Genomic DNA, 17,515 nt, shown 5'->3' on the forward strand with positions numbered 1-17,515 from the left:
TTAATTGAAATCAAAATGTAAACTTGTGAAAGATTACTGCAATATTGACATGTTATAATGAGCGGGTATGAAAAAAATGAGATGGAGAGATAGCCATGATTGAAATGAAGGATGTAATGAAGAAGTACTCCAATGGTACGACTGCCATCCGTAATATCACCATCGATATTGATCAAGGGGAATTTGTCTATGTAGTCGGACCTTCTGGCGCCGGAAAATCAACCTTTATTAAATTGATGTATCGGGAAGAAAAAGCTACCAAAGGCGTTTTAAACGTTGCTGGTTATGATTTATTAAAAATTAAAAACAAAGAAGTTCCTTTGTTGCGCCGGGAAATTGGCGTTGTTTTCCAAGATTATAAATTATTGCCGAAAAAAACAGTGTATGAGAATGTAGCCTATGCGATGCAAGTAATCGGTCGTAAGCCACGGGATATCAAAAAACGCGTTATGGAAGTTTTAGATTTAGTTGGTTTAAAACACAAAGTACGTGTTTTTCCAAGCGAGTTATCTGGTGGAGAACAACAAAGGGTATCTATTGCACGTGCGATTGTTAATACACCTAAAGTACTAATTGCTGATGAACCAACTGGGAATTTGGATCCAGAAAACTCATGGGAAATCATGAAATTATTGGATCGGATTAATGGGCAGGGAACAACAATTGTAATGGCTACTCATAATAGTACGATTGTAAATACAATTCGACATCGGGTTATTGCGATTGAAAATGGACGTATTATTCGAGATCAAGCGGAAGGAGAATATGGCTACGATGATTAGAACTTTTTTCCGCCACCTATTAGAAAGTATTAAAAGTTTAAAACGCAATGGTTGGATGACCATTGCTTCAGTCAGTGCAGTTACTATTACGCTAACTTTAGTGGGTATTTTCATGGGTGTTATTATGAATGCCACGAAACTGGCACAAGATATTGAAAAAAATGTGGATGTTTCTGTCTTTGTTGATATCGGCACCAAACAACCAGATATGGATAAATTAAAAACACAACTTGAGGATTTGGATCACGTTAAAGGGGTTCATTTCTCCAGTAAAGCTGATGAATTAAAAAAAATTCAAGATGCTATGGGGGATGCGTGGCAGCAATTTGAAGGGGATAGTAATCCGCTTTATGATGTGTATGTTGTCAGTGCGGAAAATCCTAAGTATACAAAAAATATTTCAAAACAAGCCGGAAAATTAAGTAATGTTTTTCGTGCGGACTATGGCGGTACTAACTCCGATCGAATTTTTAAAATTGCGGATGCTATAAAAACATGGGGGTTAGCAGCAGCAGTATTGTTGGTTTTTGTTGCCATGTTTTTAATTTCGAATACAATTCGAATTACGATTTTATCTCGTCAAAGAGAAATTCAAATTATGCGTTTAGTAGGAGCTAAAAATGGCTATATTCGCTGGCCATTCTTTTTAGAAGGCGGCTGGATTGGACTACTTGGTTCAGTTGTCCCAGTATTGATTATGGTATTTGGCTATAATGAAGTTTATCGTTGGGTGAATCCATCATTATTGCGTTCAAATTATAGTTTACTAGCACCAGGTACTTTTACTTGGCAAATTTGTCTTTTAATGGTGGTTGTCGGTGTTGTAATTGGTTCTATCGGTTCAGTGATGTCTATGCGCCGCTTCTTAAAAGTATAAAATTGATTTTACGACTGGTCTTTGCCGGTCGTTTTTTTGTGTTATTCTTTACTTTGTTTACTAAGTCAGCTATCCTTTATAAGAAGAATTTAAATGTGGTAAGGAGAAAAATGTGTTGGATTATCTTACACAAAACCTATCAACTATTTTAGTAATTACCAATATGCTTTTGTCTTTTATTATCATTTTTCGCGAGCGAAAACAGACTGCACAAACATGGGCGTGGCTATTGGTGTTGATGTTTATACCCGTGTTAGGTTTTATTTTATACATTTTCTTTGGTCGCGGTATTTCAAAAGAAAAGATATTTGACTTGAAAATGCAAGGTAAAGTCGGGATGAATGTCGAAATTGAAGAACAACGCCAAGCATTAATGCGAAACCTATTTCCTCATCCTAATACTGCTCAAGTAGATGTAAAACAAATTATTTATATGTTAACAGTTTTTGAACGTTCCTTGTATACAACGACGAATGATGTAACGTTGTTTACAGATGGTCGTCAAAAATTTGATCGTTTAATTCACGATATTGATCAGGCAAAAAACCACGTACACATGCAATATTATATTTATCGCAGTGACAATCTTGGAATAGAAGTTCGAGATGCATTAATTCGCGCGGCTAAAAGAGGCGTAAAAGTGAGAGTCTTGCTAGATGCGTGGGGATCTACCCAAGTCAGTTTGAATTTTTTTAGTGAGTTGAAAGAGGTAGGAGGAGAAGTTTCCTTATTTTTCCCTCTTTTTGTTCCGTACATCAATCCTCGTATCAATTATCGTAATCATCGTAAAATAGTGGTCATTGATGGTGCAATTGGCTACACTGGTGGTTTTAATGTGGGGGATGAGTATTTGGGAATTGTTAAAAAATTCGGCTATTGGCGTGATAATCATTTGCGAATTTTTGGACCTGCTGTTTACTCTTTGCAAAATCGATTTTTAATGGACTGGAACTCGCAACATAAAAATGAAGTATTGTTTGCAGAAGACTATTTTCCAACAGTTGAATCCCAGGGGAATGTGCCAATTCAGATTATCACTAGTGGTCCTGATTCAGAATATGAACAAATAAAAATGACATATTTAAAAATGATTGGGATGGCAAAAAAAGAAATTCTAATTCAAACGCCCTACTATATCCCCGATGAATCTATTCATGAGGCGTTAAAACTAGCGTTATTATCAGGTGTGCATGTCCAAATTCAGATTCCTAATAAGCCCGATCATCCCCTTGTTTATTGGGCCACATATTCTTTTGCAGCAGAACTATTAGAATATGGCGCAGTAATTGAAACTTATGAAAATGGATTTATGCATGCAAAAACAATGATTATTGATGCTGGCATTGTCTCAGTTGGATCAGCTAATATTGATGTGCGCTCTTTTCGTCTAGATTTTGAAGTTAACGCTTTATTGTATGATGAAAAAATAGCCACGAAGATACGCCAAGCTTTTAATGATGACTCTTTAAAATCAAAACGAGTTACAAAAGAGGTGTATAACAAACGTAGTATAATAGTGAAATTTAAAGAAGGGTTAGCACGCTTGATTTCGCCATTGTTATAAAAAAAGACCGGTCTATGACCAGTCTTTCTTTCTTAACATCTGGGGAGAATGCTAAAAAATAGTGAAAAGTGAAGTTAATTGTGATCTGGAATATTTCTTATTTTGGGGAAATAAGAAAGGACCACTAATTAAATGATTCTTTTCACAAATCAGTATAGCACAGTAAAAAATGTGGAGGTAGTATTTTTTTGTCTCCTCTTTAATTGTTTTGATAAAAATTTTTCGTTTCAAAGATGGATACTTAATGTTAAAATAATGACAATCTATAAAAGAAAAGACTTTAAAATGCTTTAAAAAATTATAAAAGCATGAAAGACAAGGAGCAGATGATGAAAAAAGCATTATTTTTCGTAGCATCTTTAGGTCTACTACTAGGCTTAACAGGTTGTGCAAAATGGATTGATCGTGGTGAGTCCATCACCGCTGTGGGATCTTCAGCATTACAACCATTAGTGGAAACTGTTGCTGAGGAATATCAAAATAAATATCCTGGCAAATTTGTTAATGTTCAAGGTGGCGGTAGTGGCACAGGTTTAAGCCAAGTACAATCTGGTGCAGTTGAAATCGGTAATTCGGATTTATTCGCCGAAGAGAAATCCGGGATTAAAGCTGATCAATTGGTTGACCACAAAGTTGCTGTTGTTGGGATTACGCCAATTGTAAACAAAGGTGTGGGAGTAGATGCATTAACACTGACACAATTACGAGATATCTTTTTAGGAAAAATTACCAATTGGCAAGCAGTTGGTGGCAAAAATCAGAAGATCGTTATTTTAAACCGTGCAGCAGGTAGTGGTACCCGAGGAACTTTTGAAAAATGGGTCCTAGATGGAAAAACTGCTATACGCGCACAGGAACAAGATTCTAGCGGAATGGTGCGCCAAATTGTTGCCGATACTCCAGGAGCAATTAGTTATGTTGCTTTTTCTTACGTAACCAAAGATGTTGCCACATTAAAAATTGATGGTGTTACACCAACAGATGAGAATGTTACGACAAATGATTGGAAAATTTGGGCTTATGAGCATATGTACACCAAAGGGCAACCGACTAAATTAACAGCGGACTTTTTAGCGTATATTTTGTCAGACGATGTGCAAGAAAATATCGTCGGAAAATTAGGCTATATTCCTGTTTCGGGTATGAAAGTTGAACGTGATTGGGAAGGTAATGTTATTAATTAAAAGCATGGTTAAAAAACACTTTGTTTATTTTAGCAAAGTGTTTTTTTGTCTCTTCACAAGAATGCCCATATAAGTTATCGGTAATTAAAATTTAAAATGCGAATTTGGAGACTAAAAGGATAGTAGTATATTGAAATGTACTTTTTTAAAAGAAAATTTTCTTAATAAAGGGTGCAAAGTTTACACAAAATTTACAATAAGTTAAAAGCAAATTGACTTTAGCAAGGTAAACTAGACAAGTGTGGCAGTATAACATAAACCTCTAATAAAAAATAAATGGACACATAACTTGAAGTATTGAGGAGGAACTCTTTTTGGAAGATGTAAAAAAGGCATTATTAACCAAATCAAAACGAGCTAAAATGGAAACGCGTGGGAAAATAATTAGTTTTTTGTGTATAGCATTGATTGTCCTAGTCGTTTTATCAATTTTTTATTTCGTTGCAAGTAAAGGTTTGGCAACTTTTTTCACGGATAAAATTAATCTTTTGGATTTTTTATTTGGGACTGAATGGAATCCCAGCCAATTAGGTGCAAATGGAAAACCAATGGTCGGGGCTTTGCCGATGATAACCGGCTCATTTATTGTAACTTTTTTATCTGCAATCGTGGCAACACCCTTTGCTATTGGCGCAGCAGTTTTCATGACAGAAATTTCACCAAAGCAAGGGCAAAAAATTCTACAACCAGTCATTGAATTATTGGTGGGAATTCCTTCTGTTGTCTATGGTTTTATCGGTTTATCCGTAATTGTACCAGCCGTCCGTTCAATCTTTGGCGGTACAGGTTTTGGTATTTTAGCTGGAACATTTGTCTTATTTATTATGATTTTACCCACGGTGACCACAATGACAGTCGATGCATTAAAAGCTGTTCCTAGACATTACCGCGAAGCATCCTTGGCGCTTGGCGCAACTCGTTGGCAAACCATTTATAAAGTAGTTTTACGTGCGGCAGTACCAGGAATTTTAACCGCAGTGGTTTTTGGAATGGCACGCGCATTTGGTGAAGCTTTAGCCATCCAAATGGTAATTGGTAATGCCGCTTTAATGCCAAATAGCTTAGTAACACCTGCTTCTACGTTGACCTCCATTTTAACAATGGGAATTGGAAATACGATTATGGGTACGGTAGAAAATAATGTACTATGGTCATTGGCACTTATTTTATTGTTAATGTCATTAATCTTTAATATTGTTATTCGCTTGATTGGCAAGAAGGGGGCATTGAAATAATGAACGCAAAACGTTCTGATAAAATCGCCACAGGAATTCTATATGCAATTTCTGGCATTATTGTTTTGATTTTGGCTTCGTTGCTTTTATACATTTTAGTACGCGGCGTGCCCCATATTTCATGGGAATTCTTAACGCAACCTTCTAAGGCTTACCAAGTTGGTGGTGGAATTGGCATTCAATTGTTTAACTCTTTTTATTTACTTTTCATTACTATGTTGATTAGCTTTCCAATTTCCCTTGGTGCAGGTATTTATTTATCCGAATATGCTCAAAAAAATTGGGTTACAGACGTGATTCGCACGTCAATTGAAATTTTGAGCTCGCTTCCATCAGTAGTGGTGGGGTTGTTTGGTTTTTTAGTTTTTGTTATTCAATTTGAATACGGATTTTCAATTTTATCAGGAGCTTTGGCATTGACTTTCTTTAACTTACCTCTCTTAACCAGAAACGTCGAGGAGTCATTACAGGCAGTTCACTATACCCAACGTGAAGCAGGACTTGCGTTAGGTTTATCACGCTGGGAAACGGTGACAAGAATTGTCGTACCTGAAGCAACGCCGGGTATTTTAACGGGCGTAATTTTGAGTTCTGGTCGTATTTTTGGTGAAGCTGCTGCTTTAATTTATACTGCCGGTCAAAGCGCCCCGGCTCTTGATTTTAGCAATTGGAATCCATTAAGTGTTTCTAGTCCAATTAGCATATTCCGTCAAGCTGAAACATTGGCTGTCCATATTTGGAAAATTAATACAGAAGGTACGATGCCTGATGGTGCAGCAGTATCTGCAGGAGCTTCCGCTGTATTAATTATTGCTGTTTTACTCTTTAATTTTGGTGCACGGGCAGCTGGAAAACGTCTCTACAAAAAAATGACTTCAGCTTAAGAATTTAACTGTTAGGTATAAAACAAAAAAATCCTTACATTTTGAACAAGGAGAAATGTTATGAGTGCTTATAATTTAGAAGATCGTCACATTATTACATTCGACAAAAGCCAAGAAAAAGCTTTGTATACTGATGACTTACATGTGTGGTACGGTCAAAACGAAGCCATTAAAGGTGTCGATTTAGAGTTTGAAAAAAATAAAATCACTGCCTTAATTGGTCCTTCAGGTTGCGGTAAGTCAACATATTTACGTTCTTTAAACCGGATGAATGACGGTATCGCCAATACCAAAGTTACTGGCAAAATCATGTACAAAGGAGTTGACGTTAATCAACCAAACGTGGACGTTTATGAAATGCGTAAACGTATCGGTATGGTGTTTCAACGCCCGAATCCTTTTTCCAAATCTATTTACGAAAATATTACTTTCGCTTTAAAACGGCATGGTGAAAAAGATAAGAAAAAATTAGATGAAATTGTTGAGACCAGTTTGAAACAAGCTGCTTTATGGAATCAGGTAAAAGACAGCCTGCATAAAAGTGCCTTGGCATTGTCTGGTGGCCAACAACAACGCTTGTGTATTGCTAGAGCAATTGCCATGAAGCCAGATATTTTACTATTAGATGAGCCTGCCAGTGCGCTAGATCCAATTTCAACGGGGACAGTGGAAGAAACCCTGATAAATTTAAAAGAAAATTATACGATTATTATTGTGACACACAATATGCAACAAGCTGCCCGAATTAGTGATTACACATCTTTTTTCTATTTAGGCAAAGCGATTGAATACGATGAGACCCGTAAAATCTTTACTCGGCCTAAAATCCAAGCCACTGAAGATTATGTTTCTGGCCACTTTGGTTAACAGTAGATTTTATAGGATTATGGAGGAAAAAAATGTCAGATGTAATCATCCAATCGAAAGATTTACATTTATATTATGGTGAAAAAGAAGCGCTAAAAGGAATTTCTCTGGCGATTAATAAAGGAGAAATTACCGCGATGATTGGCCCCTCAGGTTGCGGAAAATCAACGTATTTACGATCATTGAATCGGATGAACGATTTGATTCCTAACGTAACGATTACTGGGAATGTGATGTATAAAGGCAAGGATATTTATGCGCCTAAACAAGATACTGTTGAATTGCGTAAAGAAATTGGAATGGTTTTTCAACAACCCAATCCTTTTCCCTTCTCGATTTACGAAAACGTTATTTATGGGTTAAAATTGAAAGGTGAAAAAGATAAACAAAAACTTGACCAAATAGTAGAAGAAAGTTTAAAAGCAGCTTCTGTATGGGATGATGTAAAAGATAAGTTACATACTAGTGCGTTATCTCTTTCTGGTGGGCAACAACAACGGGTTTGTATCGCTCGTGTATTAGCGGTTAATCCAGAAATTATTTTGCTAGATGAACCAACAAGTGCATTAGATCCGATCTCTTCTGGTAAAATTGAAAATACCTTACTCACATTAAAAGAGAACTATACTATGATTATGGTAACGCACAATATGTCGCAGGCATCACGTATTTCAGATAAAACGGCCTTTTTCTTAGACGGCAACTTAATCGAATTTGACGATACAAAAAAAATCTTTTTGCAACCGCAGAAAAAAGAAACAGAAGATTATATCTCAGGAAGATTTGGCTAGGAGGGAAAATATGTTACGGACACAATTTGAAGAAGAATTATTAAATCTGCATAACCAGTTCTATGAAATGGGGATGATGGTAAGTTCTGCCGTTCATAAATCAGTGCGAGCCTTTATTAAGCACGATAAAGAATTGGCAAATGAAGTTATCGATAATGATGAAGCTATTAACGATATGGAAGTAAAATTAGAGAAAAAAAGTTTTGAAATGATTGCCTTACAACAGCCAGTAACAACAGATTTACGCATGATTATTACTGTGATGAAAGCTAGTTCTGATTTAGAGCGTATGGCAGATCACGCAGTTTCAATTGCCAAATCAACGATTCGTGTAAAAGGAGAAACTCGGATTGCTGAAATTGAAAAAGATATTTCAGATATGTCAGATTACGTCAAAAAGATGGTAGATAATGTTTTGGTTGCCTACGTCAAAACCAATGAAAAAGATGCACGTATGATTGCGCAAATGGATCAGCGCATTAACGACTATTACTCTTCTATTTATGAAAAAACAATTGTTAGTATGAAAGAAAATCCAGAAACTGTTATCAGCGGTACAGACTATTTGTCTGTAGCCCAATATTTGGAACGCATAGGAGATTATGTAACCAATATCTGTGAGTGGATTGTCTACCTGGCAACTGGGAAAATTACTGAATTAAATTCGAATCATGATGAAAGTTTTTAATGAATAAAAACACTGGAATGCTAAAAACATTTCAAGAGATTCTAATTTGGTACTAACTCTTTTTATAACAATAAAAAAACACCTACCAATTGCTATGCTTTCGCCATAATTGGTAGGTATTTTTTTCAAAAAAATTGCATAGTAGGTTTAATCTGTGTTTTCATCTACTTTTAGTTGTTGTTTCTTAGCAAGAGTAGCATTTAAAGTCTTATCGTAATTACGTGCTACTGGTAAGAAGAAGTTCACAAGTCCACAAATAATTGTACCGATTCCAGCAATCACAAATAGTTTTTCAACTCCAAGTTGATCAGCTAAAGGACCAGCAAAAATTAGCCCAATAGGCCCCGTGATACTCATGATGGCATTTAATACGCCTAAGACACGCCCCAAATATTGTGGTTTGTAACTCTGTTGAATCATTGCCATTAATAAGGTGTTGAAAAATGGTGTTGCTAAACCACAAAGTGCATTTAAAAGAATAAAGTAAAAAAATCCTCTTTGATTACTTGGAAGATAACCACAAATAACATAACTGAGACCAATAACAAAATATGCTAACAAGATAGGTTTCATACGATCGTGCCACTTTCCAAAAATACCAATAATAATGCCACCAGCTAACATACCGATAGAATATATAACTTCAATTAAGCCGGCTTGTTGGACTGTGCCTTTAAAATACGTTAACGTCATTAGTGGGTACATACTAACAGCAGGCATAAAAAGTAAGGTAAAGAAAGTACCAATTAAAGTAATTGCCCACAAGCCTTTGTTTTCAATTAAAAGTTTAAAACCAAATTTGCTGTCTGCTAAAATATGGACAGTCTCACCTTGAGTTTTTATTCTTGGAATCGTAACGAATAATAACAAACTGATTCCTAAGATGGCGCCCAAAACATCCAATAAAATAAGATAATTCATTGGGACAACAGAAAAAAGATAAGCGCCAAATGCGGGCGCAATAATCATGTTAGCGGAACTTACCATTCCTAACTGCCCGTTTACGCGTGTGAGTTCTGTTTCAGGAACCATGGTAGGGAGGATAGATTGAATGGTGGGCATTTGAAAAGTTTGGGCAACTGAACGGATAAATAAGGAAACAAAAACGAGCCATAACGGAAATTCTTCCGCAAGAGTACCGGCAAGTGCTAAAATGAGTGCAAATAAAGCTACAACTAAATCAGTTGTGATTAATAATTTTTTCTTATTTAAACGATCGACAAAAGGTCCTACAAAGGGACTGAGCAAAACCATCGGTAGCATACCCAATAATGTTGCAAAACTCAAAACAGTCGCTGATCCAGTTTTTTCCGTCAGATACCAAATGATGGCATATTGTACAATCATACTGGTAATCCCAGATAAAAATTGACCGAATAAAAAGAAGGTAATATTTTTTTGCCAGTTTAAACTGATTGTTGGCGGTGTTTTATGCGTCATATAAATGTCCTCTACTTTTTTCTATTTATTGTTATTTTATCTTATTTGAAATACAGTCACAATCTTTTGGCTATATTTATAGTAACTATTTTTGAATTTGGGGATAAACTTTGGCTTGAGGTGGAGAAAAAGTTACGTCTTAAGTCCTATGACAAGCTAGGATAAAGGAGGCATAATATACGTGTAAGGAAAACTTGCAAATAATAATTAAGGAGGCAATTTCCATGAATGAAAGAGAACGAATTTTGGACTTAGTAAAAAAAGGTGTACTTTCAACGGAAGAAGCCTTGGATTTGCTGGAAAGTATAGCAACTGCCAAAGATGAAAAACAAATCAAGCAGGCTAGTGAAACAATTCAGGCCGATAATACTGATACTGTAGAAAATAACAATGACACTGTTGATGAAAAATCAGCTGCCGAAAAAGAAGTAGAAGATATTCTAGATAATTTAGCAACAGAAGCAGGTAAAGCTTCAGCGGAATTAGATGAATTAAATGTAGAAATTGCGGGCGTTAAAGAGCAACTAGGAGAAGTTCGTCACGCTTTGATGGAGTACAACACTAAAGAAGAGTTGGAAATATTAAGTGAAACTGAAATGACAGAACGTCAATTGTTAGAAGAAGATATTAAGGATTTGGAAGCTTCTTTAGACGATTTAGTTGCAGAAAAAATTGCACTAGAAGCCCAATTAAAAGATATTAAAAAAGATCAATGGCAAGAAGCAAAAGAGAAAATTTCCGCTAAAATTGATTTGCCAGATGATTGGAAAGAACAAGCGACTGATGCAATTAATCAGGCTGGTGAAAAAATGGCAGAAGCTGGAACGCATTTAGGACGGTTTTTAAAACAAACTTTCCAGAGCGTTTCTGAAACAGTAAATGATAACGTGGAATGGAAAGATATTAATCTCAAAGTTCCCGGCGTGGCGACAACGAAGTTTGAACATACATTTGAATATCCTGAAACTGAAGCTAGCATTTTGGATGTGAAAGTTGCAAATGGAAATATTCGTTTTGAAATGTGGGAAAAAGCGGGTGTTAAAGTTGATGCTAAAATTAAACTATATGGCAAGATGAATGAAGCGACTCCTTTTGATGCTTTTGAAGCCCGTAGTAAAATTGATGTGGACAACGAACATATCTCTTTTCAGGTTCCCAACAAACGAGTACGTACTGATTTAGTTTTCTACTTACCAAAACGGATTTATGACCATGTTTCAATTCGTTTATTAAATGGTGATGTAGTAATCAAAGAATTAGATGCAAAAGATGTATATACGAAAGTGACAAATGGAAATATTGAATTTCAAACAGTTAATGCTACGATGTTAGAAATCGAAGGTGTCAATGGCGCAATCGATGTATTTAAAGGAAGTATTTTGGACAGTATCATCGAAACAGTTAATGGGACGGTAACGATGACGACAACACCACAAACACTCGGCGTTTCATTGGTCAACGGTGATGTTCGCTTGACTTTCAAAGAAAATAATTTAAAAAAGGCTAACGCTAGCTCTGTTAATGGCAATGTGAAAATTGCTCTACCATCAACATTAGGTGTAGAAGGAAATGCGAGAACAAGTCTTGGCAGTATCAATTCTCGCATGACAGCTTATGACGTTGTTCGTGAGAAAAAAGAAAAAATGAATCAAATGTTACAATTTCGTCGTCTTAGTGAAGATGAAGTTGCCTATGTTGAATTAACAACCACTACAGGTAACATCTTCTTAAAAGATGCAGAATAAAACAAAAGACAAATTAAAATAAGCTAGTGTATTATATAGAGGATAGAGGTGAGAACTATGAAAAAAAGACTAACAAAATCAAATAACAATGTTGTGTTGACTGGGACTTTGGGCGGGATTGCAGAATTTTTCGGCATTGATCCAACTATTGTACGTGTAATCTTTGTATTTTTTACATTGTTTGGTGTTGGCTCAACAATTCCTTTATATATTATCCTGGCGATTATTATGCCTTCTGGGCGCAGTAATCAAAGTGGTTATGAACAACCAAGACGGAACTATCATCCAAAGTACAGTGAACCCAAAACACGACCAAGAAAACCAGCTGAAAAAATTGATGATGACGATTGGAGTGACTTTTAATGACTTACTTCCAACGTTTATTAGTTAATACATTGACGTTTATTGCCCTGGCAGTTTTGCTGCCAGGGATGGTCCATGTTAGCAGTTGGGTGATGGCTTTAATTGCCAGTTTTGTTTTATCCATTTTAAATGGATTTGTAAAACCGATTCTTTCACTTTTATCTTTGCCGCTGACGTTTTTGACATTGGGACTTTTTAGTTTCGTCATAAATGCAGCGATGTTAAAACTGACTTCTACTTTTGTTGGAGAGATGCACTTTGGCTTCTCATCTTTTGGGGCAGCAATTATGGTAGCTGTGATAATGTCATTAGTAAATATGATTGTAACTGAACATAACATGCAAAATTATCAAGATGATTAAAAAGTCTCGACTTATGAATAAATAGGTCGGGACTTTTATAGTTATTATTCGAATTAGTGGTATTTTATGCTGTAATTACGAGTTCTAAACAGATTAGGCTTACAAATAACTTTTGATAATAGCCAAGGAAATCTAGTTCCAACTGTTTTTTTCGTGCCCCTATCCTAGTAACTTTATTAAGAGAATGGTAAAATGAGGCAGATTAGACTTTTAAGAAATGAGGGAATTGCATGGCAGAAGTTGTCAAAGTTATCCAAATGGTTGAAAAATTAAATTTGGAAGTCGTGACAGGTTCAGAAAAAGCATTAAATCGGTTAATTAAAACTGCTGACATATCACGTCCCGGCCTAGAATTAACGGGATATTTTACTTACTATTCTTACGATCGTTTGCAATTATTTGGTAGTAAAGAAATTACTTTTGCAGAACGGATGATGCCAGAAGAACGCTTGATGGTTTTAAGAAGAATGTGTAATGAGGAAACACCTGCATTTATTGTTTCTAGAGGACTACCAATTCCACAAGAAATGATAGATGCTTGTGAGGAGTTCGATATTGCCATTTTGCGCTCGCCGATTTCAACATCACGTTTATTAGGCGAAATGTCTGCTTATTTGAGTAGTTTGTTAGCACCAAGAACCAGTGTTCATGGTGTTTTAGTAGACGTCTATGGATTGGGTGTATTAATTCAAGGAGATAGTGGCATCGGTAAAAGTGAAACAGCTTTGGAATTAATTAAACGCGGGCATCGTCTAATTGCTGACGATCGTGTGGATGTGTATCAGCAAGATGAGCTAACGCTTGTGGGAGAACCGCCAAGAATTTTACAACATTTAATTGAAATCCGCGGAATTGGGATTATCGATGTGATGAATTTATTTGGTGCTAGTGCTGTTCGGGGGAGTATGCAGGTACAATTAGCCGTTTATTTGGAAGGTTGGTCAAAAGAAAAGACTTACGATCGTTTAGGCTCAGCAGCGACTTCCATTCAAATTGCTGAAGTTGATATACCACAAATTAAAATTCCTGTGAAAACAGGACGAAATGTTGCGATTATTGTTGAAGTTGCTGCAATGAATTTTCGGGCAAAAGCAATGGGCTATGATGCAACAAAAACGTTTGAACAACGCTTAAGTCAATTGATTGAAGAAAATTCAGGTAATCAACTATAAATTTTTTATTTGTGTCAATGACAATTTAATGGAATAGAGGTTTTTTCATGTTAGCAGTAGTTGATCGAGTTGCCTTTGAATTTTTTGGTATAGCAATATATTGGTATGCCATTATTATTGTTACTGGTATTATTCTTGCAATGTTTTTAAGTTCACGAGAAGCCGTCCGCGTTGGTTTAAAGGCCGATGACGTGACAGACTTTATGCTAGTTGGACTGCCAGTAGCCTTGATTGGAGCCAGACTTTATTATGTTTTATTTGATTTACCAACATATATGGCTGATCCGCTTCAAATATTTAACGTTCGCTCAGGAGGACTGGCAATCTATGGTGGGTTGATAGCTGGAGGTATTTGGTTAATTATTTTTTGTCGTCATCAGTTTATCCCTATTTGGAAATTCTTGGATATTGCAGCACCAAGTATTATTTTGGCGCAAGGGATTGGTCGTTGGGGAAACTTTATGAACCACGAAGCCTATGGAGCTATTACAACCAAGAACTTTTTGACCAACTTACATTTGCCACAATTCATTATCGACAATATGTATATTGAAGGGCATTTTAGGCAGCCAACTTTTTTATATGAATCCGTTTGGAATGTATTAGGATTTTTAGTCTTAATTATTTTAAGGAATAAAAAAATCTTTAAAGAAGGGGAAGTTGTCTTAAGTTATATTATTTGGTATAGTTTCGGGCGCTTCTTTATTGAAGGGATGCGAAGCGATAGTTTGTATTTATTCGGTTCTATTCGTATTTCTCAGGCGTTATCTTTTGTCTTGTTTTTTGCAGCTTGGGGTATTTTAGTTTACCGACGTAAAAATAACCATGAACTAAAAGATTATGACCGCAGTCGTGGTAAAGATCGCTTTTTAATTTAACTAACAGCTACTAGTCAAATTGTGCTAAAATGAAGTTTGTATAGTACCTTTTCATCGTGGAAAGATAGTTTTTTATGACGATTTGTTGTAGGAAGCTTTACAATCAAGGAGGGTTTATTTTGAAACAAAAAATTGCTGTCTTAGGACCTGGGTCATGGGGAACGGCGTTAGCGCAAGTTTTATCAGAAAATGGTCATGAAGTAAGAATTTGGGGGAACAATCCGGCACAGATTGATGAGATTAATACCTACCATACTAATCGTCATTATTTGCCTGATGTGAAGCTACCAGAAAATATTATTGCAGTCAAAGATATTAATGAAGCGCTAGACGATTGTGATGCAGCTCTTTTTGTTGTACCAACAAAAGCTATGCGAATTGTGGCAAAGGAATTTGCGGAAAATGTAAAACATCAGCCTGTAATTATTCATGCCTCTAAAGGATTAGAACAAGAAAGTCATAAACGCATTTCTGAAATTTTGATTGAAGAAATTCCTGCTGAAAATCGTAAAGCTGTTGTTGTTTTATCTGGACCAAGTCACGCAGAAGAAGTGGTACGTCATGACATCACGACAATTACAGCTGCAAGCGTTGATCAAGCAGCAGCAGAGTACGTTCAAGATTTATTTATGAATGATTATTTTAGAATTTATACCAATGATGATGTTATCGGTGTTGAAACAGGTGCTGCTTTAAAAAATATTATTGCCATTGGTGCAGGAGCAATCCATGGCCTAGGCTATGGTGATGATGCTAAAGCTGCCATTATGACCCGCGGGCTAGCCGAGATTAGTCGTCTTGGCGTGGCGATGGGAGCTAATCCATTAACTTTCATTGGTTTAAGTGGTGTGGGAGATTTAATTGTGACATGTACCAGTGTTCATTCCCGTAACTGGCGTGCTGGAAATTTATTAGGAAAAGGTCATTCACTAGATGAAGTCTTAGATAATATGGGGATGATTGTTGAAGGTGTAGCAACGACTAAAGCTGCTATGGAGTTGGCCCAAACATTAAAAATTGAAATGCCAATTACAGAAACGATTTATAGTGTTTTGTATGATAATAAACCAATTAAAGATGCCGCTCGTGACATCATGTTGCGGGATGGTCGTAAAGAAAATGAGTTTACTTTGAATTAACGGGGAGTTTTAGAGAATGAAAGTAAAAAAAGCTGTTATTCCTGCTGCCGGGTTAGGAACCCGTTTTTTGCCCGCGACCAAAGCAATGGCAAAAGAAATGTTACCAATTGTTGATAAACCAACAATTCAATTTATTGTAGAAGAAGCATTAAAATCAGGGATTGAAGATATTTTAATTGTAACTGGTAAAGCCAAACGACCGATCGAGGATCATTTTGATGCTAATATTGAATTGGAAACTAATTTAAAAGAAAAAGGTAAGACAGAATTATTAAAATTAGTGGAAGAAACTACGGATGTTAACTTGCATTTTATTCGACAATCCCATCCCAAAGGCTTAGGACATGCAGTTTTGCAAGCTAAAGCATTTGTCGGCAACGAACCGTTTGTTGTTATGTTAGGCGATGACTTAATGGAAGATAAAGTACCATTAACAAAACAATTAATTAATGACTACGAAAAAACCCATGCGTCAACAATTGCCGTTATGAAAGTACCACATGAAGATACGTCTAAATATGGTATTATTAATCCTGGTGAACAAGTTCAGCCTGGTCTGTACAATGTTAAAAATTTCGTTGAAAAGCCAACACCAGAAAAAGCACCTAGTGATTTAGCAATTATTGGTCGCTATTTATTGACACCAGAGATTTTTAATGTTTTAGAAGTGCAAAAACCTGGTGCGGGGAATGAAATTCAATTAACAGATGCTATTGATGAGCTAAATAAAACCCAACGTGTTTTTGCGCGGGAATTTAAAGGGCAACGTTATGATGTTGGCGACAAATTAGGTTTTATGAAAACGAGCATTGATTATGGACTAAAACATCCTGAAGTAAAAGATGGTCTAAAGGATTACATTTTAGAATTAGCGGATACATTTAAAAAAGAACAAAAAATAAAATAAACGTACAGAACCTACGAAAGATTTTTTCTTACGTAGGTTTTTTGTTTTTGGAAGCGGCTTATAAAAGGGGTACAATGGGAAAATAGAAAAATTCATTTGTTCTTTTTATTTGTTTCAAAAGATACCTCGTGATATGCTTAGTATGACGGAATTTAAAAAATTTCAGTGTTGGAAAGGAGTTTTGGCATGAGTGGGGGAGAAATTGCAGCATTAATTGCAGCGATTGCCTTTGCTGTCTTAGTGGTATTTGTTATTCGTTTACTAACCCAAGTACAAAAAACAGTAGCAAGCGTCAGTACGACCGTGGAGGAAGCAAATAAAACAATTCGTGTAGTTACTAAAGATGTGGATGTTTTAACGAGTGAGGTAGAAGGATTATTGGTTAAAACCAATACTTTACTAAACGATGTTAATGGGAAAGTGGCCACCATTGATCCACTATTTACCGCAGTTGCCGATTTAAGTGAAAGTATTTCAGACTTAAATCGTTCGGGTAAAAATGCAGTCGCAAAATTAGGTGCAGTTGGTAAAACAACTGCGCAAGCAACAGTGGCGGGTAAAGTTGGTCAAACAGCATTAAAATTTTTCAATAAACAACGTGAAAATTCAAAAAGTAAATAGATAAAATGGAGGGATT

The 17,515-nt window shown here is 36.0% G+C and carries 18 protein-coding genes; 17 read left to right on the forward strand and 1 reads right to left on the reverse strand.

Going from position 1 to position 17,515, the window contains the following annotated elements:
• Positions 1–95: 95 nt before the first annotated feature.
• The 9 genes from ftsE to phoU all read left to right on the forward strand — a co-directional run bounded on the left by ftsE (position 96) and on the right by phoU (position 8,872).
• Positions 96–782 carry a cell division ATP-binding protein FtsE gene (gene ftsE / locus EsVE80_RS04485; protein WP_071863656.1) on the forward strand — a complete coding sequence of 229 codons (687 nt, stop codon included), beginning with the start codon at positions 96–98 and terminating at the stop codon, positions 780–782.
• On the forward strand, positions 775–1,659 hold the full coding sequence (gene ftsX / locus EsVE80_RS04490; protein WP_332107356.1) for a permease-like cell division protein FtsX: 885 nt from the start codon (positions 775–777) through the stop codon (positions 1,657–1,659). The genes ftsE and ftsX overlap by 8 nt, the downstream gene beginning before the upstream one ends.
• 163 nt (positions 1,660–1,822) lie before the next feature.
• Entirely contained in the window at positions 1,823–3,223 is a 1,401-nt protein-coding gene (cls, locus tag EsVE80_RS04495) for a cardiolipin synthase (protein ID WP_232061315.1), read from the forward strand.
• A 329-nt stretch (positions 3,224–3,552) separates the two neighbouring features.
• A complete protein-coding gene (locus tag EsVE80_RS04500; RefSeq protein ID WP_173102638.1) occupies positions 3,553–4,407 on the forward strand; it encodes a phosphate ABC transporter substrate-binding protein PstS in 855 nt (284 codons plus the stop codon).
• 314 nt (positions 4,408–4,721) lie between these two features.
• Positions 4,722–5,642, forward strand: coding sequence for a phosphate ABC transporter permease subunit PstC (gene pstC / locus EsVE80_RS04505; RefSeq protein ID WP_173102639.1), 921 nt, complete (start codon positions 4,722–4,724; stop codon positions 5,640–5,642).
• Positions 5,642–6,526 carry a phosphate ABC transporter permease PstA gene (gene pstA / locus EsVE80_RS04510; RefSeq protein ID WP_173102640.1) on the forward strand — a complete coding sequence of 295 codons (885 nt, stop codon included), beginning with the start codon at positions 5,642–5,644 and terminating at the stop codon, positions 6,524–6,526. Before pstC ends, pstA begins: the two co-directional genes overlap by 1 nt.
• A 60-nt stretch (positions 6,527–6,586) precedes the next feature.
• On the forward strand, positions 6,587–7,393 hold the full coding sequence (gene pstB / locus EsVE80_RS04515; RefSeq protein WP_173102641.1) for a phosphate ABC transporter ATP-binding protein PstB: 807 nt from the start codon (positions 6,587–6,589) through the stop codon (positions 7,391–7,393).
• Positions 7,394–7,425: 32 nt separating this feature from the next.
• Complete coding sequence (gene pstB, locus EsVE80_RS04520) at positions 7,426–8,184, forward strand: phosphate ABC transporter ATP-binding protein PstB (protein WP_173102642.1); 759 nt, start codon at positions 7,426–7,428, stop codon at positions 8,182–8,184.
• Positions 8,185–8,194: 10 nt separating this feature from the next.
• A complete protein-coding gene (gene phoU, locus EsVE80_RS04525; protein WP_173102643.1) occupies positions 8,195–8,872 on the forward strand; it encodes a phosphate signaling complex protein PhoU in 678 nt (225 codons plus the stop codon).
• Positions 8,873–9,019: 147 nt separating this feature from the next.
• On the opposite strand, the gene EsVE80_RS04530 is transcribed toward phoU, so the two are convergent.
• On the reverse strand, positions 9,020–10,312 hold the full coding sequence (locus tag EsVE80_RS04530; RefSeq protein ID WP_173102644.1) for an MFS transporter: 1,293 nt from the start codon (positions 10,310–10,312) through the stop codon (positions 9,020–9,022).
• A 224-nt stretch (positions 10,313–10,536) separates the two neighbouring features.
• Between EsVE80_RS04530 and liaX the strand changes: the two genes are divergently transcribed.
• The 8 genes from liaX to EsVE80_RS04570 all read left to right on the forward strand — a co-directional run bounded on the left by liaX (position 10,537) and on the right by EsVE80_RS04570 (position 17,499).
• Positions 10,537–12,057, forward strand: a complete 1,521-nt coding sequence (liaX, locus tag EsVE80_RS04535) for a daptomycin-sensing surface protein LiaX (RefSeq protein ID WP_173102645.1) — start codon at positions 10,537–10,539, stop codon at positions 12,055–12,057.
• A gap of 57 nt (positions 12,058–12,114) precedes the next feature.
• Complete coding sequence (locus EsVE80_RS04540) at positions 12,115–12,420, forward strand: PspC domain-containing protein (RefSeq protein ID WP_173102646.1); 306 nt, start codon at positions 12,115–12,117, stop codon at positions 12,418–12,420.
• Positions 12,420–12,782, forward strand: a complete 363-nt coding sequence (locus tag EsVE80_RS04545) for a phage holin family protein (RefSeq protein WP_173102647.1) — start codon at positions 12,420–12,422, stop codon at positions 12,780–12,782. The genes EsVE80_RS04540 and EsVE80_RS04545 overlap by 1 nt, the downstream gene beginning before the upstream one ends.
• A 230-nt stretch (positions 12,783–13,012) precedes the next feature.
• On the forward strand, positions 13,013–13,954 hold the full coding sequence (hprK, locus tag EsVE80_RS04550; RefSeq protein WP_173102648.1) for an HPr(Ser) kinase/phosphatase: 942 nt from the start codon (positions 13,013–13,015) through the stop codon (positions 13,952–13,954).
• Positions 13,955–14,001: 47 nt separating this feature from the next.
• Positions 14,002–14,832, forward strand: coding sequence for a prolipoprotein diacylglyceryl transferase (gene lgt / locus EsVE80_RS04555; protein WP_173102649.1), 831 nt, complete (start codon positions 14,002–14,004; stop codon positions 14,830–14,832).
• Between the two features lie 119 nt (positions 14,833–14,951).
• Positions 14,952–15,971 carry an NAD(P)H-dependent glycerol-3-phosphate dehydrogenase gene (locus EsVE80_RS04560; protein WP_269474247.1) on the forward strand — a complete coding sequence of 340 codons (1,020 nt, stop codon included), beginning with the start codon at positions 14,952–14,954 and terminating at the stop codon, positions 15,969–15,971.
• Positions 15,972–15,987: 16 nt separating this feature from the next.
• Positions 15,988–16,878, forward strand: a complete 891-nt coding sequence (gene galU, locus EsVE80_RS04565; protein ID WP_173102651.1) for a UTP--glucose-1-phosphate uridylyltransferase GalU — start codon at positions 15,988–15,990, stop codon at positions 16,876–16,878.
• Between the two features lie 186 nt (positions 16,879–17,064).
• Entirely contained in the window at positions 17,065–17,499 is a 435-nt protein-coding gene (locus tag EsVE80_RS04570) for a DUF948 domain-containing protein (RefSeq protein WP_173102652.1), read from the forward strand.
• The last annotated feature ends 16 nt before the right edge of the window (positions 17,500–17,515 follow it).

This window comes from Enterococcus saigonensis, from assembly GCF_011397115.1.
Lineage (GTDB): Bacteria > Bacillota > Bacilli > Lactobacillales > Enterococcaceae > Enterococcus_C > Enterococcus_C saigonensis.

What these genes read in the sequence shown, in the direction of transcription:
- ftsE (WP_071863656.1), top strand. Translation starts at nt 96, where the DNA reads ATGATTGAAATGAAGGATGTAATGAAGAAGTACTCCAATGGTACGACT.
- ftsX (WP_332107356.1), top strand. Translation starts at nt 775, where the DNA reads ATGATTAGAACTTTTTTCCGCCACCTATTAGAAAGTATTAAAAGTTTA.
- cls (WP_232061315.1), top strand. Translation starts at nt 1,823, where the DNA reads ATGCTTTTGTCTTTTATTATCATTTTTCGCGAGCGAAAACAGACTGCA.
- EsVE80_RS04500 (WP_173102638.1), top strand. Translation starts at nt 3,553, where the DNA reads ATGAAAAAAGCATTATTTTTCGTAGCATCTTTAGGTCTACTACTAGGC.
- pstA (WP_173102640.1), top strand. Translation starts at nt 5,642, where the DNA reads ATGAACGCAAAACGTTCTGATAAAATCGCCACAGGAATTCTATATGCA.
- pstB (WP_173102641.1), top strand. Translation starts at nt 6,587, where the DNA reads ATGAGTGCTTATAATTTAGAAGATCGTCACATTATTACATTCGACAAA.
- pstB (WP_173102642.1), top strand. Translation starts at nt 7,426, where the DNA reads ATGTCAGATGTAATCATCCAATCGAAAGATTTACATTTATATTATGGT.
- phoU (WP_173102643.1), top strand. Translation starts at nt 8,195, where the DNA reads ATGTTACGGACACAATTTGAAGAAGAATTATTAAATCTGCATAACCAG.
- EsVE80_RS04530 (WP_173102644.1), bottom strand. Translation starts at nt 10,312, where the DNA reads ATGACGCATAAAACACCGCCAACAATCAGTTTAAACTGGCAAAAAAAT.
- liaX (WP_173102645.1), top strand. Translation starts at nt 10,537, where the DNA reads ATGAATGAAAGAGAACGAATTTTGGACTTAGTAAAAAAAGGTGTACTT.
- EsVE80_RS04540 (WP_173102646.1), top strand. Translation starts at nt 12,115, where the DNA reads ATGAAAAAAAGACTAACAAAATCAAATAACAATGTTGTGTTGACTGGG.
- EsVE80_RS04545 (WP_173102647.1), top strand. Translation starts at nt 12,420, where the DNA reads ATGACTTACTTCCAACGTTTATTAGTTAATACATTGACGTTTATTGCC.
- hprK (WP_173102648.1), top strand. Translation starts at nt 13,013, where the DNA reads ATGGCAGAAGTTGTCAAAGTTATCCAAATGGTTGAAAAATTAAATTTG.
- lgt (WP_173102649.1), top strand. Translation starts at nt 14,002, where the DNA reads ATGTTAGCAGTAGTTGATCGAGTTGCCTTTGAATTTTTTGGTATAGCA.
- galU (WP_173102651.1), top strand. Translation starts at nt 15,988, where the DNA reads ATGAAAGTAAAAAAAGCTGTTATTCCTGCTGCCGGGTTAGGAACCCGT.
- EsVE80_RS04570 (WP_173102652.1), top strand. Translation starts at nt 17,065, where the DNA reads ATGAGTGGGGGAGAAATTGCAGCATTAATTGCAGCGATTGCCTTTGCT.